Genomic DNA, 19,145 nt, shown 5'->3' with positions numbered 1-19,145 from the left:
CGGTGATTTATTCAGTATGCAACTGTAATCAGGCCCGCCATTTGGCTTTGGGCACAAGGAAAAGGGATTAGCTATGTTGGGAAAAGTGTGCGTCTATATCATTTTGGTTATTGCCGGGCTATTTCAGTCGACAGCATTTGCCTATCTTACTTCACCGGCTTCGCGGGTCGACGATGACGGCAGCTACATCATCGGCTGGGAGCGACCCGACAGAAGATTCTCATGGTTTGTCAGCGAATACAAAGACGGTGTCTATGCAGGCTTCGTCGCCAAAAAAAGCTGGGGGGGACTGTGGGTAGAGCTGGAGGGTCGCACAGAAGGCGTTTACCGGTACGATATGCGGTATTCCTACAGAGGCGAAGTCGTCAGGGTCAATTCCGTTACGGTAACCGTCGAGCAGCGCCCGGGGTGCACCGGATCCATCGTCTATACCGGGGTCTCCAATGGCACCACGGACAACGACGGCGGGTTTTCTATCAGTTGGGGGGCGGCTGCTACCGGCCGCGTCACCCACTACCTGCTGGAACAGCGCAAAGACAGCGGCAACTGGACGCCAATTCACCAGAGCACAGCCCTCTCTGCAAACGTAGGCGGCTTGAGCGACGGCACCTACACCTATCGCGTCAGCGCCTGTAACACCATCGCCGACCTGACGCTGTGCAGCAGCGCGCGGTCTGCGCCCAATGCCGTTACCGTGCTGAAAAAACCGGGCGTACCGGGCGCTATCACCGGCCCCGATGCCGATACGGACGGCAGTTTTGCCCTCTCCTGGGGCGCTGCGACCGGCACCGTGGGCAGCTACCGCCTGGAGCAGAAAATAGGCAGTGGCGCCTGGTCGCAAATCCATAACAGCAGCGCCCGCAGCAAAAACATCTCGGTTGCCGGCAGTGGCACCTACTACTACCGTTTGCGCGCCTGTAACGGTGCCGGCTGCAGCAGTTACGGCGCCACCAAGCAAGTCAATGTGGCAATCCCTTTACCCGCGCCGGCGGTACCCGGCTACACCGGCTTTCCCGCCCAGGCGGATACCGGTGACTACGATATCCGCTGGTCGGCACCGGCGGGAACCGTCGCCTACTACCAATTGCAGGAAAAACGCAACACCGGCAACTGGACAGCCATCGCCGCCAGCGGCTTGCGCTACCAGGCGCGCGGCAAACCGCAGGGCCAATACCGCTATCGCCTGCGGGCCTGCAACAGCGATGCCTGCAGCAACTGGAATACCAGCGCACTGATCAATGTTCACAACCTCGATCAGATCACACCGGTGGTCACCATAGCGCCGACAGACGAGGCCGGCAGTCTCGCCTACCAGGCAGCCGTGACCGGTAGCGGCGATGCTATCGTGAACATACCGATTCACACCGCACCCGGCGTCAACGGTGTCGAACCCGGTCTCTCACTGGCCTACAACAGCGGTCGCGCACGCCAGCAAGTCACCGAATCCCTGCCGGAGGATGTTCTGGGCTACGGTTGGCGCCTGAGCGGCTTCTCCCAGATACGTCGCTGCGTCATCCATCGCAGCGACGCCGATATCGTACAGCTCACCGACGACGACGCCATTTGTCTCGACGGTGAGCCACTGGTGTTGGTCGGCGGCAGCCACTGGCAACCCGGCGCGCTCTACAGAACGTTACGGGATCGCTTTATCCGTATTGAATTAAAAGGCACAGCGGCAGCCCCCTGGTTTGAAGTCACCAACACCAGCGGTGCCGTCAGTCAATACGGTGCCACTGCCAACGCCCGCATCAATGTTGTCGACAGCCGGGGAGAATCCGCGTATTTCTCCTGGCAGCGCAACCGGGTCACAGATGTGTTTGGCAACCGCATAACCTATCGCTACCACACTGACCGCCTCACCGGTATCGCCTACCCGCTGGACATCACCTACGGGCACAATAACGATGCCCAGGTCACGTTTGAATACGCTACCCGCAACGACGCGCAACCGATGCCCCTGGGACCGGACGGTATCGGGCAGGGGCAGTTGGTGTTGTTGCACCATATCAACGTCACACTGGACGGCCGGTTAGTGCGGGAATACCGCCTGGTATCCGAGACGGCGGCCCAGGGCTGGAAACGGCTGGATCAGGTGCAGGTCTGCGGTTTTGACAGCAGTGGTACCAATGCCAGTTGTCTGCCGCCGCTCAATTTTGACTGGGTCGTGCCGACCGGCAGTAACGCCCTGGATTTTAAGACTGCCATTAACCGAGTGACAGACGGCCACGGCAATATCACCGAATTCGATCACACCATGATGACCCAGGGAGGGAGCGAGGCACAATTCTTCGAACGGCCCTTCGGCAACGCGATAGCGCCTGCGGACACCGCACCGATGCCCGCCGATAACGGATGGTTACGCTGTGTGGTGACGGAAATGCGACGCAGCAACGGCCTCGGCGGTTTTCATCGACAGACCTATGCCTATCACGGCAAAGGCCTGATCAACACCCGCAACTGGGGCTTTATCGGCTATTACGCCCAGCGTATCCGCGACGAACAGTCCGGCATTACCACTTATCGCCAGCAGCGCCTGGACTTCCCACATTTTGGTCGGGTCGCACAGGTTCACCAGTACGACAATCTGTTTGGCGGCCACACCGAAACCCTCTCCAAGACCTACACCTACCTGGCAAACCAGTCGTTAACGATCGGCAGCGGCACCACCCTGGTGCCGACAATGCCGCGCCGGATCAGTATGGTTTTCGAAAACGATGTAAACCTGGGTGCCCAAGTCGCCGATACCGCTTATCAGTTTAGCGGCGGTTTACTTAGCAACACGGTTGCCACCCAGCGCGTGGTCGAGTCGGTCAGTTTCTCCGGGACACCGGTGGCCTGGGGCCAACTGCCGCCGGCAACCTTAGGCACGGTGACACGCAGCAGCGACAGCAGAACCACCTATAGCAACCGCACCGCCGGCGGCGCCTGGTTAATCGGCTTTGCAGCCGGCCAGGAGACGCGCTGGTTCGACGGCGATGTCTCCACCAGTCCTATTCGCACACAAACTGTTGCCGCCACACCCCATGGCAATACCAATGCCGTTAGTACGGCGACGCAGTACCCGGGCGATACGCAGTACGAACTGACCACCCGCTTTGACTACAATACCGACGGCTATCAAACCGGCGAAACGGTATCCGGGGCCGGTATTCAGCCGCGCAGTATTAACGTGAGTAGCTTTATTGACCGGCGCTATCCGCAAACGCTGACCAATGCGCTGAACCAGTCCATTACCAGCCAGACGGACCCGCGTTTCGGCACCCCGACCCGTATCACCGACGCCAACAATCGCACCACCGTCATCGACTACGATAACCTGGGGCGGGAAACCGCCCGTACCAACGCCGACGGCGTGGTGTTCAGCACAGTTTATGACGCTTGCAGCGTTATCATCTGTGACAGCGTCAATGGCGTAGTGCCCAGCTACCGTGTGCGCACGCACTCATCGATTACTCCCACCCGGGATACCTTCTTCGATTCGCTGGGACGGGTGATGCGCACGGCGGTAGAGGCCTTTACCGGTTCAACGTGGATCTATCAGGACACTTACTACGACAACCAGGGGCGGATCGACCGGCGCACACAGCCTTACTATACCGGTGAGTCGATAGACTTTTTCTACTACCACTACGACAATCGCGATCGCGTCGTGCGCACCGTGCGCCCTGACGGCAGCGAGGTGCGCATGCGGGTGCAGGCCGACGGTGCGCAACATCAAGTTCGCATCACTACCGAGCATGATGTGCTGAGTGCCGGGGGGACGCCGGAGGAGACCCAGGTTCAACACAGCCTGTACGACCTTACCGGCGACCTGGTCAGAACCGTGGATGCCGCCGGTACTGTCGATGAGATCAGCACCGTATTTACCTATGACGGCAGCGGGTTAATCCTCTCGGCTCAGGTGGACGCCAGCCCACAGAACACCACCACATTTACCTACGACCGAGCCGGCGTGCAGACCCATATCGCCGGTCCGAATATCGGTACTGTCCGCACAGTTCGCAATGCGCTGGGCGAGCTGATATCCCACACGGACAATCAAGGCAATACCCTTTCCTTCACCTACGATCTGCTGGGCCGTCTTACCCGGCAAGTGGACGCCGAGGGAACGGCGGCGTGGACCTATGATCCGCACAATGCCGTTGGCGCCCTGGCGTCGCGTACTTACAAGGATTTTAGCGAAACCTATCGATACACAACCGAGGCGCGCCTTGACAGCATTACCACCGTCATTACCGCCAACGGCTTTAACAACACCTATACCCATAGCTACGGCTACGATACGCAAGGCCGGGTGAGCGCGATGACTTATCCCAGCGGTATTATGGTCGGTTACGACTACAACGCCCGTGGTTACCTCTCGGTGTTAAGTGACAAGACCACCGCCAGCCCGCTTAAGACCTACCAGCATACCGATGCCTTCGGCCAGGTCACTGGCGAACTCTACGGCAACGGCATCGCCACCACCCGGACCTTTAACGCCAAAACCGGTGCCCTGGAAAGCATTAGCTCGCTCGACGCCGGCACTATACAGGACAACGAGTACCGCTGGAAAAGCAATAGCGTGTTGGAAAGTCGGTTACAGCGTGACGGCGCAACGGTTAAAAAGGAAAGCTTCATCTATGACGGTTTGAACCGGTTGACCCGGGCTGCCACACTGATCGACGGCAGCCAGACGCGCACCTTACAGACGCACTATGATCGACTCGGCAATCTGCTCGGCAAAACCAGTAGTCACACCGGCGATATCACTGTCAGCGGCTACCAATACGGCGGCACCGCCAATGCCGGCCCGCACGCGGTGAGTGCGGCCACGATCGACGGCCGGACCTACGCGCTGCACTACGACGCCAACGGTGCTATCATCCATTACGATGCCCCGGGCGGCGACGACAAGTGGATCACCTGGAACGCCCGGCAACTGCCCGTCGATATTGTGGTCGGCGACAGCCGCACCGATTCGACCCCGACAGCCAGAGACCGCTTCTGGTACGGGCCGGACGGCCAGCGTTTCTACAAGGAAACCCGTTGGCTGGACGCCACCCAGACCCTGCGCACCGAACATACCTTTTATATCGGCGCCTACGAAGACTTGCGCCCGGCCAACGACCCGGACTATCAGCGCATTGAAAAGGTACAACTCGATACCCATGTCATGCAGGCTACACTGACCGATCATCTCAACCAGGTCAAAGCCCAAACGGAATACCTGCATCGCGATCATCTCGGTTCGGTGGAAAAGGTTACGGATGAAGCCGGCAATATCCTACTGGATACGGCTTTTGATCCCTTTGGCAACCGGAAGAAAGAAGACTGGCGCCGCAATCTCAATGAACAGGAGCGACAGCGGTTGCTGGAGGCGGTCAATTTGACCACCAAGCGGGGTTTTACGAACCACGAGCACCTGGATCGCACCGGTATTATTCATATGAACGGTCGCATCTATGATCCGACCTTGGGTCGTTTTCTGAGTCCCGACCCGTATGTGCAGTTTCCGACATTCAGTCAGAGTTGGAATCGCTATAGTTATGTCTTGAACAATCCGTTAAATGCGACGGACCCATCGGGTTATAATTCTGTAGCGACCGACCTGGACCTGGGGCCCTGCTTTCCATTTATTTGCAAACCGGATATAGACTGGGACCCGTCTGGCTTAAATCCACTGGCACTGGGTTGGCTTAATAATCAAAGCAACTATGCGTTTGGCCGGCAGTTTGGTGGCGGGGTTCTCTACTTTACCTATCTGGCGCAATTTGATGAGCCGATAGTAATGGGGTATGCTCCTTATCCCGTTTCTAGGGAACGGGCGTTTGCTGAGCATGCGTTGGAGGTGGCGAATGGAGGAAGTGTCACCGAATACAATAATGGTGATGTTGGAGACCTCACCCTTGGTGTGATTCAAGGGGCAATAGCGTCATCAGTAAACGACACTATAGAATTATTGTGCGGCCTTCCCTGTCTTGTTGCGCCACCAGGGGCGAACAATACGGATCTAGTTGTTTTTGATCCCGCCGATACCAATATCGGTCAACTGGGACAAGATTTAGGGCCGCTTGTGCCACTTGGTGGTTTGGCTGGGGCGACTAGGGTTTTTTTGAAAGGTGCTACAAAGGGAATACCCTTTGGATTTAAAAATGCTGGCGATTTCGCGCAATTCGGTAAAGCTTTAAATTCAGGGCTTGCTGAGGCGGGTTTTGGTGGTACGAAAGCATTGCTTCAAGGAAGTGCTGTAACTGGTAAGAGCTTCAGAACTGGAAAAGCGTTCGATGCCGGTCGCATAAGCGATTTTGATATAGCGCTTGCGGGTCCGCAGATTCTTGCAAGAGCCAAGCAACTTGGTATTGGGTTGAGGTCAGGAGGTACTCGAACTGGGCCACTTACTGCTGCTCAAGTACAACGCTTGGGTTTAGGGGGCATGCAATCTACTTTATCAAAACAAGCTGGCCGTCCAGTAAACTTTATGATCTATGGTGACGCTGGTGCAGCCGCTAGCAGAGCACCAAGTATAGGATTCTAGTTATGATTCAAAAATCATACGACCTTTATGGCATTGATTGCGAAAGTCTGGATATTGCAAGGACTTTGATTGAGGCACTGCTCAATATCGTTATGATGGCGCACGAGAGTGGATTTCGTTGTGGTGAATACTATCGCTTATATGACGTAGGTCAGGAGCATTTTATTCTTCAAAATAACTATGATGACTTTGAGGGTGAGTGGACGGAGGAATCTTTTTCGAAATATCCCAACCTTTTCTATGTGAACGAAACTAATAGATCAAGTGATTTAAAAGCAGTTTTGCTGAAAGATAAACGGGTAGCTCTATTAAAGCATGAAGAGCTTTAGATTTGGCCAAATCCTTTGATTAGTTGCTACAAACAAAGCAGGTACTGAAACCGTTCAACGTTGGATTGCGAAAGCAGAACTAAAGGCAACTCAAGACACTGGTTTGTTGCGCGGTGGCCGAGAAGGGACTCACTATGTTACCGATTCGGCAAACTCAAATGCCCTCCGTGCCCGTCAGAGATCTGCGCTTCCTCAGACTCCAGAAGTTAAGGTTACATTGGAAGTACCTAAGGGTGTTTTCTCCAAGCCATCAAAAGTAGAGCCAGCGTTTAACATGCCTGGTGGTGGTATGGAGCGCACAGCTACGGGAAATATTCCAGTGACGATAAAGAGGGTTCAATAATGTCCAGTAGCCTAATTGGCAAGAACGCTGTCATTCGTAGCAATGGGTTTGTTGATCAGGACACAAACGGTTTTATAGCTATGATTGATGAAGGAAGTAAATCTATGTTACTGAAGCTAGATGAACCTCTAAAATCTACTGGTACGACGTACCGGCATGTTGTTGCATCAGCAAGGTTGTCAAGAGATGATCTTGGTGTGCTAGATACAGTTGGTGTTTTAGGGTGTTCTGTAACTTGGGTGCCAGAAGGGAAATTTGATTCTAACAATCCAATGGATTTGAGCTGGTGGAGAGGTGGGGCTGCTGCAATTACAGATTTATGTGTTAATTAGTTGCGACAAAGGGAGTAGCTAATCCAGTACCGGAAAATTTAGCACGAGTTGTACCTGGCAATATAAATCCAAAAACTCTTGGTAGAACTGATGATGTTTAAAACAGCAAGGACACGAGTAAGCGCAGCCAAGATCCTCGCCTAAGACAAAGTTGTATTTTATTAAAACGGCAGGAGCTTTTGAGAGAGTGTAAAAACTAACCGATGAATAAAAAATGACTGTAAGGCTATGAAAATATAGCCAACACCATTAGCCTAGGACACAAATACCCGTCAAGATATACCTTGATAGAATTTTCGGAAAACAATTTTAAGCAACCCTTTTGCGAGCCCGGTTTTTTCTGAATAGCGCCGTGTGGACTTGTTCAAAGGTTTGGCTATGTTGTAGCCAGATTTTGGGTGACATTGAAAGACGCTGTAAAAGCGGCGGTAAGCTATCAGGGATAGATCCTCGCTTGCCACTTCGAATAGCGCGTCCAGTCCAATCAACCAGCTCTAAATAGCCAGCAAGACTAAATGGAATCCCGGGGTATACGCCGTCTGTGATGCTATCGGAGAAGTGTAGCAGCGGCTTTAAAGGCAAATCAAAGCGATTAAAAGCACTCTGCGCTTTCTGTTCTTTAATGGCGTTGGCCAAATCAAATCGCGGCGCTATACGTTCCTGGACGCTGGTGTAATCAGAGCACTCAGGCACCTTGGTAAGGCCCCCTCGGATTGGATTGAGGTCAACGTAGACCATACAACTTAACAGGGCCTCTTCAGTTAACAACGCTTGAGACTTATAACGAGATTCCCAGAAGTGGCCGGTACACTGATCTTCTTTATTGGCCTCTCTGGCAATAGGTTCGTTTAAGCACTTCATAAACCAGCTTAAATCGGTTAAGCGTTGGCGCCACACAGTGATGATGTCGGCGATGGTCGCCAATTCGGCAGGCGCCAAAGGCTCGCCGCTTTGATAACGTCGGACTAGCAAGGGGCCTTTGTAGAGGCTGGTCCAGCGTTCAACGACATCATCATCATGCCAGCATTCGCCTTGTTCTGGATCGAGCTTGACGACGATATGGTAGTGATTGGACATCACGGCATAGGCACAGACGTCAATCGAGAACAGAGAAGACAACAACCGAATGCGGTTGACAATCCATTGACGGCGATGCTCGTAGTTTCGGTTGGTGTGCTGATCGATGCCACATAGGAAGGTGCGCCGGACACAGCGGGAAACCACGTGGTAATAGGGCGTATTTTGAACAGAGACGAGTGCTTTCCGAGGTCGAGTCATCGTTAGATCCATTAACGATTGAGGAGTAGCGATCTTAGGATAAGGGTGTGAGATTGTCAATTTAGGAGTGCCTGTCCCTAGAATTCTCATTCGCTGGCAAACCACAGACAGACTTTTGTACCGCAGTGGCATTGACAATGTTTTGGCAAGATCGATCGGGGCTCATTGCTTGAGATAAAAACATCGACAATGTTTCAGTGGGCGGATAAGTGCGTTCCCGATACGCCGGCTCCAACGTCTCAAGGGTGGATAATAACTCGGGGCTGGTGAGTAAATTAAAGAAACTAAACGTGTCTACTTCTGCAGCTTGGGCTTTAACTCGGCGTTGAAGGTTGTTGCGTTTGCGATTAGCATTCATTGTGGCTGGCCTCTGGTGGTTTCTAACGGTGTGGTAACTTGCAGTTACTACCTGGCCAGCCTCTTTTTGTCAAATATAACAATCACTTAGGCTTAAGGAAGTGCCATTCGTGCCTGTCCCTAGAATTTCCCGTCCCTAGAATTTGTCAGAATTGAGTGCCTGTCCCTAGAATTTCCCACTGGGAGTGCCTGTCCCTAGAATTCTCCGGAGTGCCTGTCCCTAGAATTTCCCCTAGAATTCTCCTCGTAATTCAGGGGAGAATCACTACCCTCCCCCCGTTTTAACCCTGGAAAAGCTGACGGATTTTAAAAATCCGTCTATTTCGCATACTGACCTTACGTATACTCGAAGCTCCACATGACCAGCAACGAGAAAGGTGACTAGCGATGATAGGTGAGCATGGAAATAAAATACTAACGGCATTGGTGGCCCTTCTGGCCATCGCGGCCTATACCAGTGCAGCCCCGGAAGTACCGGATGACCGGTCGAATCCGACCGTACCCACCCTGGCTGAGAAGCAGCTTGGCCTGGTCAATGACCGCTACCTCGCCTATTTCCACTATGGCATGAATGTTTTCGACACGGGCGGCAGTCCGAAGGAAGACTGGGGCAGCGGCAAGGTACCCGTCTCTGCTTGGCGGCCGCAGGGAAATGACCCGGCGCAATGGGCGAAGGTCGCCAAAGAGGCCGGTATGAAGGGCGGAATTCTGACAACCAAGCACATGGACGGCTTTGCGTTGTGGGATTCGAAAGCGATCGTGACCTGGGATGTCGAAGGTGAAACCGTTGGCGAAGAGACCACCTACGACGTGGCCGGTTATGATCACCCCGATCTCGAATTTGACACGGTGGACGTGGTCAGGGAATTCGTAGATGCGTTCCGGGCCGAAGACATGAGGGTCGGGCTTTACTTCTGCGTCACTGATCTACACCACGACATCCAGGCCAAGGCGATAACCCCTGAGAAAATCGAGTTCGTCAAGCAGCAGTTCACCGAGATTCTCACCCAGTATGGCCCTCTGGATTACGTCAATATCGATGGCTATGTGGAAACCCCGCCTCAAACGTCCGCCCAGGAAATTCCCTACAAGATGTTTTACGATCTGGTCCAGGAGCACCAACCGGGGGCCCTGATCATCAACCATAACTATATGGGGAACTATGCGACGACGGAAGCGCCCTTTCTGGACTCGATCAATAAATCCGTTGACCGGATATTTCCCGACGATTACCTGGACCCCAAGGCGATTTCGGAAACCCTGTCAAACAAATGGTTTTACTGGCCCGGCGTTTCGAAGCTGAAAAAACGGGAATGGAAGTCGATTGCCGAGAAACTCAATGCAATTAATGCCATAAATGGCACGCTGGTCCTGAACCTGTCACCCAACCGGTCCGGTAGACTGGACGACGACGTGGCGCCATTACTCGGGAAAATACGGGCCGCCTGGAACGACCCGGATGACCTTGCACAGGCCGATCCTTCCTGGGGCTACTCTTACGATGTTTCCGAAAACCTGGCGTTTCAAAAGCCGACCCGGCAATCCGGCAGTTATCCGAGGATATGGAGTGCCTGGATCAAGACCTATCCCTGGATCTGGCGGCTGGCCCTGAGGGGCGGTATCGCCGTCGACGGACAGAGCAACGGCAATGCCAAATTTCGCCAGGTGAGCATGACTTCAGCTAGCCGGAATAGTTGGTGGGAGGTGGACCTCCAGGGCGAATTCGATATCGGCTCGGTGGAGGTCGTAAATCGCAATGATTGCTGCCAGGATAAATTGGCTCCTTACAAAGTGGAAATCCGCAACAGGGCTGGCGATATCACCTGGAGCGAAACGAAGACGGAAGCGCCCCGGGATTCAACGAGACTGGATGTCGGCGGCGCCAGAGGCGCCTTCGTGCGCATCACTCTGATGCGCAGAGGCAAGCTCCAACTGGCGGAAGTTATCGTTCGTGAAAAATAGAAGCTGCTAATTTGCATTTAAAACTGATTCGGGTTTTGCTGTGAAATCTGACTCGCTATGCCTGCACACCGAATCAGTAATCCGTTTCTTTAACCCTACGGTGCCGGGACACCGGTGCCGGGAGGTGCCGGGAGGTGCCGGGAGGTGCCGGGAGGTGCCGGGGACACGGGGACACGGGGACACGGGGACACGAGGGACACGGGGACACTGATAACTTAATAACTTGAGCAATTGATTTTGACGGCGGAGTAAAAACAAAAAAACCTTGTAAATTGGTTTACCAAGGGCTTTTAAGTTATTAACGAATCAGTGTCCCCTCATTTCGTTGAAGCTGCTAATTTGCATTTAAAACTGATTCGGGTTTTGCAGTGAAATCTGACCCGCTATACCTGCACACCGAATCGGGCAGTGCCGGAGACACTGATGACTTAATAACTTGAGCAATTAATTTTGACGGCGAAGTAAAAACAAAAGCCCCTTGTAAATTGGTTTACCAAGGGCTTTTAAGTTATTAACGAATCAGTGTCCCCTCATTCTCTTGTGTCCCCTCATTCTCTCATTCTTTCTCCCCAGCAAGCTCCGGATTCGCTTCCATGCGGCCTACGGTTTCATGGGCCCGCTTCCTATCGATTTGCGTACCGCTCCACTATATTTTGAACTTCAACTCAAGCGGCTTGACCGCCCCCAACGCCCTGCTGCGGGGACCCGGCGACGAATTGGAAATATAAAGGGTATAGCGCCCGGGCCTGAGAACGGCACTACCATCTTCCACAAACACCCTGAGCTGATTCTCGGGAATGGTGATCTCGACAGTCCGACTGTCACCCGCAGCCAACTTCATCCGCTGAAACCCCTTTAGTGAAAACTTGGGCTGATCTTTGCCCGCACCAGGTGCCTGCAGGTAGACCTGCACAACTTCCTCCATAGCCGTTTTACCGGTGTTTTTAATCTTGGCGGTTACCGTCAACGGACCCTGCCCGGTATACACGCCCCGCCTGACACCAGCCAGCTTGGCACCGCTGAACTTAACCGTCCCGTAACTCAAACCAAACCCAAAAGGGTACATCGGATCGCTCTCTATATACCGGTAAGTGCGGTTGGTCATACTGTAGTCTTCATAGGGCGGTAACTGGCTCTCGGATACCGGAAAGGTAATCGGCAGGCGACCCGACGGCGAGCGATTGCCAAACACAATATCCGCCAGCGCCGTGCCACCCTCCTGTCCGGGGTACCAGGCAAACAACACAGCGTCGGCCAGTTCGGCAATCTCACCCATAATCACCGGGCTGCCCGCCGTCACTACGGCAATCACCGGCTTAGTGTTGTCCTGCCGCAGCTTTCTCAGGAAATCAAGCTGGTGTTCCGGCAAGCCCAGCGAGAGGCGATCCCCCAGGTGCGGCGACGCGATCGCATCACCCTCCTCCCCCTCGTAGGCAGCATCAATACCCAGCACCACGATAATGGCATCCGCCGCTTTCGCCTCGCCGGTGGTCCAGTCAATGGGATTGACTTTCGGCTGATAAGGCAAAATGCCTTTTTTGTAGTTAATGGTGGTACCGACGCTGACAGCTTCGGCAATCCCTTCCAAAAAGGTAGTATAAGTGGTGCTGATGCCATAGTAGTTGCCAAACAGGACATCGGTGCTGGAGGCCATGGGACCGGTCACATATACATTGCTGATGGTATTACTCAACGGCAGCACACCATTGCGGTTTTGCAACAGGACAATTGACTTTACCGCCGATTCGTAAGCGAGTCTGGCGTGCTTTTCAGAGTTGATAACGCTGGCCGGTATCGCGTTGTAAGGATTGGCTTCGGGCGGGTCGAACAGACCGAGTTTGAAACGGGTTTCCAACAGTTTTTTCAGCCGCGTGTCGATAGTCGCTTCAGACACCAACCCTTGTTTTACCGCCGCGGGCAACTCCTGATAAACCGCACCGCAGTTTAACTCGACCCCGGCATTGATGGCGGCGGCAGCCGACTCCACGGCATTGGCGGTCACCTTGTGGTGTTTGTGAAAGTCCTCCAGCGCCCAACAATCGGATACTACATGTCCGCTAAAGCCCCACTCGTCGCGCAGTATATCCTGCAACAACAGTTTCGATGCATTGGCCGGCTCGCCGTTGACCCGGTTGTAGGCGCCCATCACCGTCTCCACCCTGGCCTCCGTAACCAGTGCCTCGAACGCCGGTAAATAAGTCTCGCGCAGGTCTTTCGGGGTGGTGATCGCATCGAACTCGTGGCGCAGCGCCTCCGGTCCGGAATGAACGGCGTAGTGCTTGGCGGCGGCCGCCGACTTCAGGTAGCGCGGATGATCCCCCTGTAAACCCCTCACCATGGCCACCCCCAGGCGACTGGTGAGAAACGGATCCTCGCCGTAAGTCTCCATCCCCCGCCCCCAGCGGGGATCGCGAAAAATATTGATATTCGGCGTCCAGAAGGTAAGCCCCGAATAGCGGGTGCGGTTGCCGATCGACTGCGATACGGTGAACTTGGCCCGCGCTTCATCCGCAATCGCCGCTGCCACATCGTAGAGTAAAGCATCGTCAAACGTCGCCGCCATAGCTATGGGCTGGGGAAACACGGTCGCCTTGCCGTTGCGGGCGACGCCGTGTAAGGCTTCATTCCACCAGTCGTAGGCCGGCACCTTGAGACGTTCGATCGCCGGGCTGGCATTCAGCAGTTGGGCGGTCTTTTCCTCCAGCGTCATGGCGCCGACCAGGGCGCTGATGCGTTCGGACTGCGACAGTTGGGTATCATACCAGGGCGCCGGTTTTTCAGCGCCGGCACCGGCAGCAAAAATGGTACAAAGCAGAATATGACCGGCCAGCGGGTAGCGAGTGCGCATAGTTGTTTTTCCTCTGTAAACGTTCATGGGGTAGACAGGTCAACCGATAACTTCGTGCAGCGTGGCAATACTCCTGACCGCACTTGCGCATACCCGGACCGCTAGCGGCAAGTTACAATAAAACCTCGATGGAGGTCCAGGTTTTTACCGGCAACTTTTGCCGAATTGCCGGGTGTGGTGCGAGGCGCGAATAATAGCGCTGGTAGAATACCTGACCGGGGCAAACAACCTGCACCGATACAAACACTCTATCAGAGCCAGCACAATAACTTACGGCTATAAAACGGCCGTTGACAGTTTTATAGGAAGCGATATTGTTGGGAAGCGAATATATTCTGTTTAGAACCGCGTTACCCGGGCCCCTACAGTGTCTTCGTGCAACAAAGCACGCGCTGCCACGATGTCGTTTATAGCGACATCAGTGGCTGCGCGCGCAAGAGGAGAGATCGAAGCCGAATCCCCGCGCCCCGCTACAACACCGGTTGGAAACAATACCGGTTAAAAACAACGACGGTTAGAAGCTCGCCCGCACGCCGAGACGAAACAGCCTCCCTGTCTGCCATTCCTTGATCGTGCGAGAAGTGGTCACATCGCCGTCCAGCGCGTTGCCCTCCGCCTCTATCCCCGGGTCTGTCAGGCTGGTGTAGTACTGGCGGGAGATTTCATCGGTCAGATTGACACCGGACAACGTCATGGAGAAGTTGTCGTTTATCTTCCAGGTAGCCGACAAGTCCAAGCGATCACCGCCCTCGTTCCACAGGGCGCCGTTGAAGAACGAGCGGTTCTCCAGGGAATCGGTGCGGTAATTGTAAGACAGCCGAATCAGGTGCCCGTCGCGCTCCCAAAACAAGGTGGCGTTGGCGGTATGCCGTGGCACCCGGGCCAATGGCATGGCGGCCAGTTCGGTGGTGAGGGTACCCTGTTCTGCCTCGGTTTCGCTATCGGAATACGTGTAGTTAAGCGCGATTCCCAGGCCACTCCAGATACCCGGCAGAAAGTCGTAGTTCTGGTTGTACGACAGCTCGACCCCCTGGGTAGTGGCACCGGCCCCATTGCGGTTGGCTCTGACGGTCACGAGATCACAACCGGACCTGACGCCGATATCGTGCCAGATCGAATAGCGATCGGGCAGACACCGGGACTCATCCGGTATCTCCATCAGCGCCGACAGTGCGGTTACCCCGGTCAGGTCTGTCGCGCCGCGGAAGTCCTGCCAGTAGACACTGATCGACTCGCTCTCTTCAAAGTTTTTCATGTCTTTGTAAAACAGGGTCGCCGCCAACAAGCCGCCTTCGGCAAAATACCACTCCCAGGAGACATCAATATTTTTCGACTCCAAAGGCTCCAGGTTGGGGTTATTGATCGTGCCCCACGAACTGGTGCCCCAGATATTTTCACTCAGCGAAAAACCCGGCTGCAAAGAATCGATGCGGGGCCGCGCCATGGTTTTCGACAACGCCAGGCGACCGAATTGAACTCACTGATCCACGGCGTTTCTTGCATCTTTACCTTGGCAGATATCAAAGCTTCGCCGGCATCTCCCGAACAGATATGCGTCGGCACAAGAAAAAACCGCCCGTAATTTTTCAAACAGCTGCGACGAACCGCACTGCCCCCTACTCAACGGAAACTGTCTCGCAACTGCAGACTGTAGCGAGCGCACGAAAACGTCCACATCTCAATAGATCAAATTCCCATGTATGCCAATGGCCCAAGAAAACCGTCACGGCCTTTAACGTCGTAATGATTGTTACCTGTCGCCCCGTACTGTTTCACCATTTGGAAAATAAAAAAACAGGGTTTAGTCTTTATCGAGAATTACGCTTTTACTCGGACCATGTAACAAGCAATCCCACTCACATTAAAAATATCTTTACCGAGATTAATTTTTTAAAAAAAAATTTTATTAAAAAATATATTATTCAAAAATAGCGCGACGGAAAGACGCTCACCGTTGTAACTGGTATCTATGCACTGTATCGTGTGGCACAGCTTTACCTGCCGGGCGAGTCGGCCGACGAACTCTACGTAGCCCTCGTTTCAGCTATTTCAATATCATGCAACAAACACTACGCAAAGGAAGATAAATGGACCTTAATACCCTTAACCACATCATCAAAAAATCACTCTGTTTTTTAATACCCCTGTTGCTTTTCAGTGCACAGCCCCAGGCACAGCAGCCACAGCGCATAATATCAGTCGGGCACAGTCTGCTCGGCCCCCCGGCCATGCCGGCCGGGATAGAAGCGCTGGCCGCCGATGCCGGCTTTCCGCTGGGCGCCAATAAAACTCAAAATATTCCGGGCTCACCGATATCGCTGAACTGGGAAGAACCGGAACGAACGCATATCGATAACTACCGGACTGAATTCGCAGCGAGCACCTTCGACGTATTCATTTTGACCGAGGCACAGCCCGTGCGAAGTAATCGCATGTACAACAATGGCGACTACTATGCGAATCTGTTTTACCGCGCCGCGATTTCCAACAACCCGGCTATAAAGTTTTATATGTGGCAGACCTGGCAGTGTCTGGAAACCCACCCGGACTGTAGCGGCGAAGGCCGGGAACACGGCCTGGTGGGCCAGATAATCCGCGATCGCAGCGAGTGGCTGGGTTTCGCCGCGGCACTGGAGACAAACAACCCCGGAGCAAACGTCTCCATCATTCCCGGCGGCGAAGCCATGATTGCTGTTGATAGCGCAATCAAGGCCGGAGAAGTAGACGGCATCGCCAGCATAGATCAACTCTTTGAAGATCATATTCACTTAAACGATATCGGTTGGTACTACATGGCACTGGTCAACTTCGCCGCCGTGTTTGAAGCCAGTCCGCTCGGGCTGACCAGTACCGTGCCCAATTGCAGGCCGTACCAGCCGGTGCCCGATTGCACACCGGCCATCTCCGCCAGCGCGGTGGCAACGTTACAGCAACTGGCGTGGGATACCGTTTGCCAATACCCGCATTCCGGCGTTTCCTGTAGCAATGATTCCGACGATGACAACGACGGGTTGAGCAATGACGAAGAGGCAGCCCTGGGCACCGACCCGTTAAATCCCGACACCGATGATGACGGCTTAAATGACGGCGATGAGATCAACCGCTGGCAGACCAACCCGCTGGCGCAGGACACCGATGGCGATACCATGCCGGACGGCTATGAAGTGGCCCACGCCCTGCTGGCGACGGTGGCCGACGGCAACGCCGACCGGGACGGCGACGGTTTCAGCAACCTTCAGGAGTACCTGGCCGGAACCGATCCTAACAATATCTCGGACTATCCCGATCCCTCGCCGCCCACGGCGGCATTGCCGGGGTGCGCAGCCGAGCGCGCCGCCGCCAGGGGTCAAACCGGCCCAAACCCCTATAGCTACACAGGTTCACTCGCCATGGGTAACAACCTGGCCCCCTTCGCCTACTGGGAGTCGTCATACCCCTTTATTGATCTGCGCAGGCAATCCGATCATATCGACAGAGAACTCGGCTCCTGGAATATCGCCGGCGGTACCGGCGCCCTCGACGCCGGCGGCAATATCGTCTCGCTGCCAACGGGCACGGCCAGCAAAGGTTTGATACTCGATGCAACCTGCTTATATGGCGGGGACTATGTCGTACTGTGGGACCATACGAAAAGCCCCGGGGTATCGCTGACCCATACCGGCGCCGGCACCTTAACGCTGGTTGCCGATGAAAAAACCAACGGGCGCCGGGTCTACAGGCTTGATTTACCCCCGGGGTTAACCCGGGAGGAGTACCGGCGAACAGGACTGTCCGTTGTTATTTCCGCCCCCGTTAGCGGCGCTGTCGACTACCATGTTCTCCTGCCGGGCACCGAGTCCATCCACAATGCCGGCGGCCTGTTCAATCCGGATTTTATCGACGATATCGCCAACAACCGGGTGTTGCGCTTTATGGACTGGTTCGCCACCAACAACTCGCAGAAAACCCACCCGGCCGACCTGCCCGCTATGAACTGGGACACCTGGGCCTACAATAAAGGCGTTCCCTACGGTGTCGCCATGCAGTTGGCAAAAGAGGCCGGGGTGCCGATCGCCTGGATCACGATTCCGCACCTGGCAACGGCAGAGACCATCACCGAGATCGCCAACCAGGTCTATGCGCAGTGGCAGGCGGGTATCACTGTCTATATCGAATTCAGTAACGAAATCTGGAACACCGGATTCCGGCAAACAGGCTATGCACAGGCCCAGGGCAGCATTATGTATCCCACCCTGGACGGCATTAATGCCCAGAGTACCTGGCTGGCACAGAAATCCATCGACATGAAGCAGATATTCACCGAGGTTTTTGCCGCCGATGCCGCGGCTGTAAAGCTGGTGGTCGCCGGCCATATACAGGCCAACGGCTATGTAAACACAACAAACCTCGACTTCTGTTTCTACAATTGCAGATTGACTAACCAATACAACGATATCGAACGCCATATCGATGTCTACGCTATCGCACCTTATATGTTCGGCGCGTTACAAGGCGCCAACTACCCGGCGGCCAACAACGTGGTCAACTGGACCGACACCCAGCTCTACGATCATATAAGTGACAACCCGGACTCCGGTATCACCACGGATATTGAGTCAATCGTGGCTCAACTGGCTGTCAACAGAACCAAAGTGGCGACACTTACCGGCAGGACCGACGTTGAGCTGGCTGTGTATGAGTTCGGTCAACACCTCTCAGCTCACCACGCCCCCGGCAGCGCATTGGATATCAGATATCGCAATTTTCAAACCACATCACAGATGGGTCAGCTCTATCATCGGTTGATCCAGGCGATGATCGATGGTGGAGTGAACACCGCCGCCAACTTCAACCTCCACGGCACCCATTCCGCGGGCTTCTACTGGGGCTCGAAGCAAGGTATCGCAGGTGCTACAACGCCGAGGCACCAGGCATTGGAAGCCGCTTACTAGCCCTATATTTGGCGTCGTTAATTTGTAAATGTCGCAAACGGCGCCAGTTTTCCCTTGTTTTGCGCGCAATCATACTTTTTTTGCGTTTATCTAAACGTATTGCTTCCGGTAATGCCTGCGCAGAGACGACCGGCCTCCCGTATCCGGTGTAGCTTTGCTGTTGGGTTGCGACAAGTCCCGATAGGGTTGCTCGGCAATGCTTTCCGGCCACGCTTTTCGGCAGTGTTTTTCGACAGCATTTTTCGATA

At 54.4% G+C, this 19,145-nt stretch carries 8 protein-coding genes and 1 pseudogene; 6 read left to right on the top strand and 3 right to left on the bottom strand.

The window, feature by feature from the left end:
• Nucleotides 1-73: 73 nt before the first annotated feature.
• From FKG94_RS12530 to FKG94_RS29560, 4 genes and pseudogenes are all read left to right on the top strand, one after another.
• Complete coding sequence (locus FKG94_RS12530) at nucleotides 74-6,517, top strand: RHS repeat-associated core domain-containing protein (protein WP_142904675.1); 6,444 nt, start codon at nucleotides 74-76, stop codon at nucleotides 6,515-6,517.
• A 2-nt stretch (nucleotides 6,518-6,519) separates the two neighbouring features.
• Nucleotides 6,520-6,846 (top strand): hypothetical protein, encoded by a 327-nt coding sequence (locus FKG94_RS12525; protein WP_142904674.1) that lies wholly within the window; start codon nucleotides 6,520-6,522, stop codon nucleotides 6,844-6,846.
• Between the two features lie 342 nt (nucleotides 6,847-7,188).
• Nucleotides 7,189-7,521 carry a hypothetical protein gene (locus tag FKG94_RS12520; protein ID WP_142904673.1) on the top strand — a complete coding sequence of 111 codons (333 nt, stop codon included), beginning with the start codon at nucleotides 7,189-7,191 and terminating at the stop codon, nucleotides 7,519-7,521.
• Nucleotides 7,522-7,538: 17 nt separating this feature from the next.
• Nucleotides 7,539-7,622, top strand: a pseudogene (locus tag FKG94_RS29560) (hypothetical protein); the annotation flags it as partial.
• Between the two features lie 208 nt (nucleotides 7,623-7,830).
• On the opposite strand, the gene FKG94_RS12510 reads toward FKG94_RS29560, so the two are convergent.
• The gene (locus FKG94_RS12510) at nucleotides 7,831-8,799 is read right to left on the bottom strand and encodes a transposase (protein ID WP_142904672.1); all 969 of its coding nucleotides are present in this window, start codon (nucleotides 8,797-8,799) and stop codon (nucleotides 7,831-7,833) included.
• A gap of 744 nt (nucleotides 8,800-9,543) precedes the next feature.
• Between FKG94_RS12510 and FKG94_RS12505 the strand changes: the two genes are divergently transcribed.
• Complete coding sequence (locus tag FKG94_RS12505; protein ID WP_142904671.1) at nucleotides 9,544-11,118, top strand: alpha-L-fucosidase; 1,575 nt, start codon at nucleotides 9,544-9,546, stop codon at nucleotides 11,116-11,118.
• A 646-nt stretch (nucleotides 11,119-11,764) separates the two neighbouring features.
• Here the strand turns inward: FKG94_RS12505 and FKG94_RS12500 are convergent.
• A complete protein-coding gene (locus FKG94_RS12500) occupies nucleotides 11,765-13,966 on the bottom strand; it encodes a glycoside hydrolase family 3 C-terminal domain-containing protein (protein ID WP_142904670.1) in 2,202 nt (733 codons plus the stop codon).
• A 514-nt stretch (nucleotides 13,967-14,480) separates the two neighbouring features.
• Nucleotides 14,481-15,422 (bottom strand): TonB-dependent receptor domain-containing protein, encoded by a 942-nt coding sequence (locus tag FKG94_RS12495; RefSeq protein ID WP_281284236.1) that lies wholly within the window; start codon nucleotides 15,420-15,422, stop codon nucleotides 14,481-14,483.
• A gap of 631 nt (nucleotides 15,423-16,053) precedes the next feature.
• Here FKG94_RS12495 and FKG94_RS12490 point away from each other — a divergent pair.
• The gene (locus FKG94_RS12490) at nucleotides 16,054-18,897 is read left to right on the top strand and encodes a thrombospondin type 3 repeat-containing protein (RefSeq protein WP_142904668.1); all 2,844 of its coding nucleotides are present in this window, start codon (nucleotides 16,054-16,056) and stop codon (nucleotides 18,895-18,897) included.
• The last annotated feature ends 248 nt before the right edge of the window (nucleotides 18,898-19,145 follow it).

The sequence above is a fragment of the Exilibacterium tricleocarpae genome (assembly GCF_007004655.1).
Classification (GTDB): Bacteria; Pseudomonadota; Gammaproteobacteria; order Pseudomonadales; family Cellvibrionaceae; genus Exilibacterium; species Exilibacterium tricleocarpae.
The sequence above is the reverse complement of the archived record's forward strand: the minus strand, read 5'-3'. Positions and strand labels throughout refer to the sequence as shown.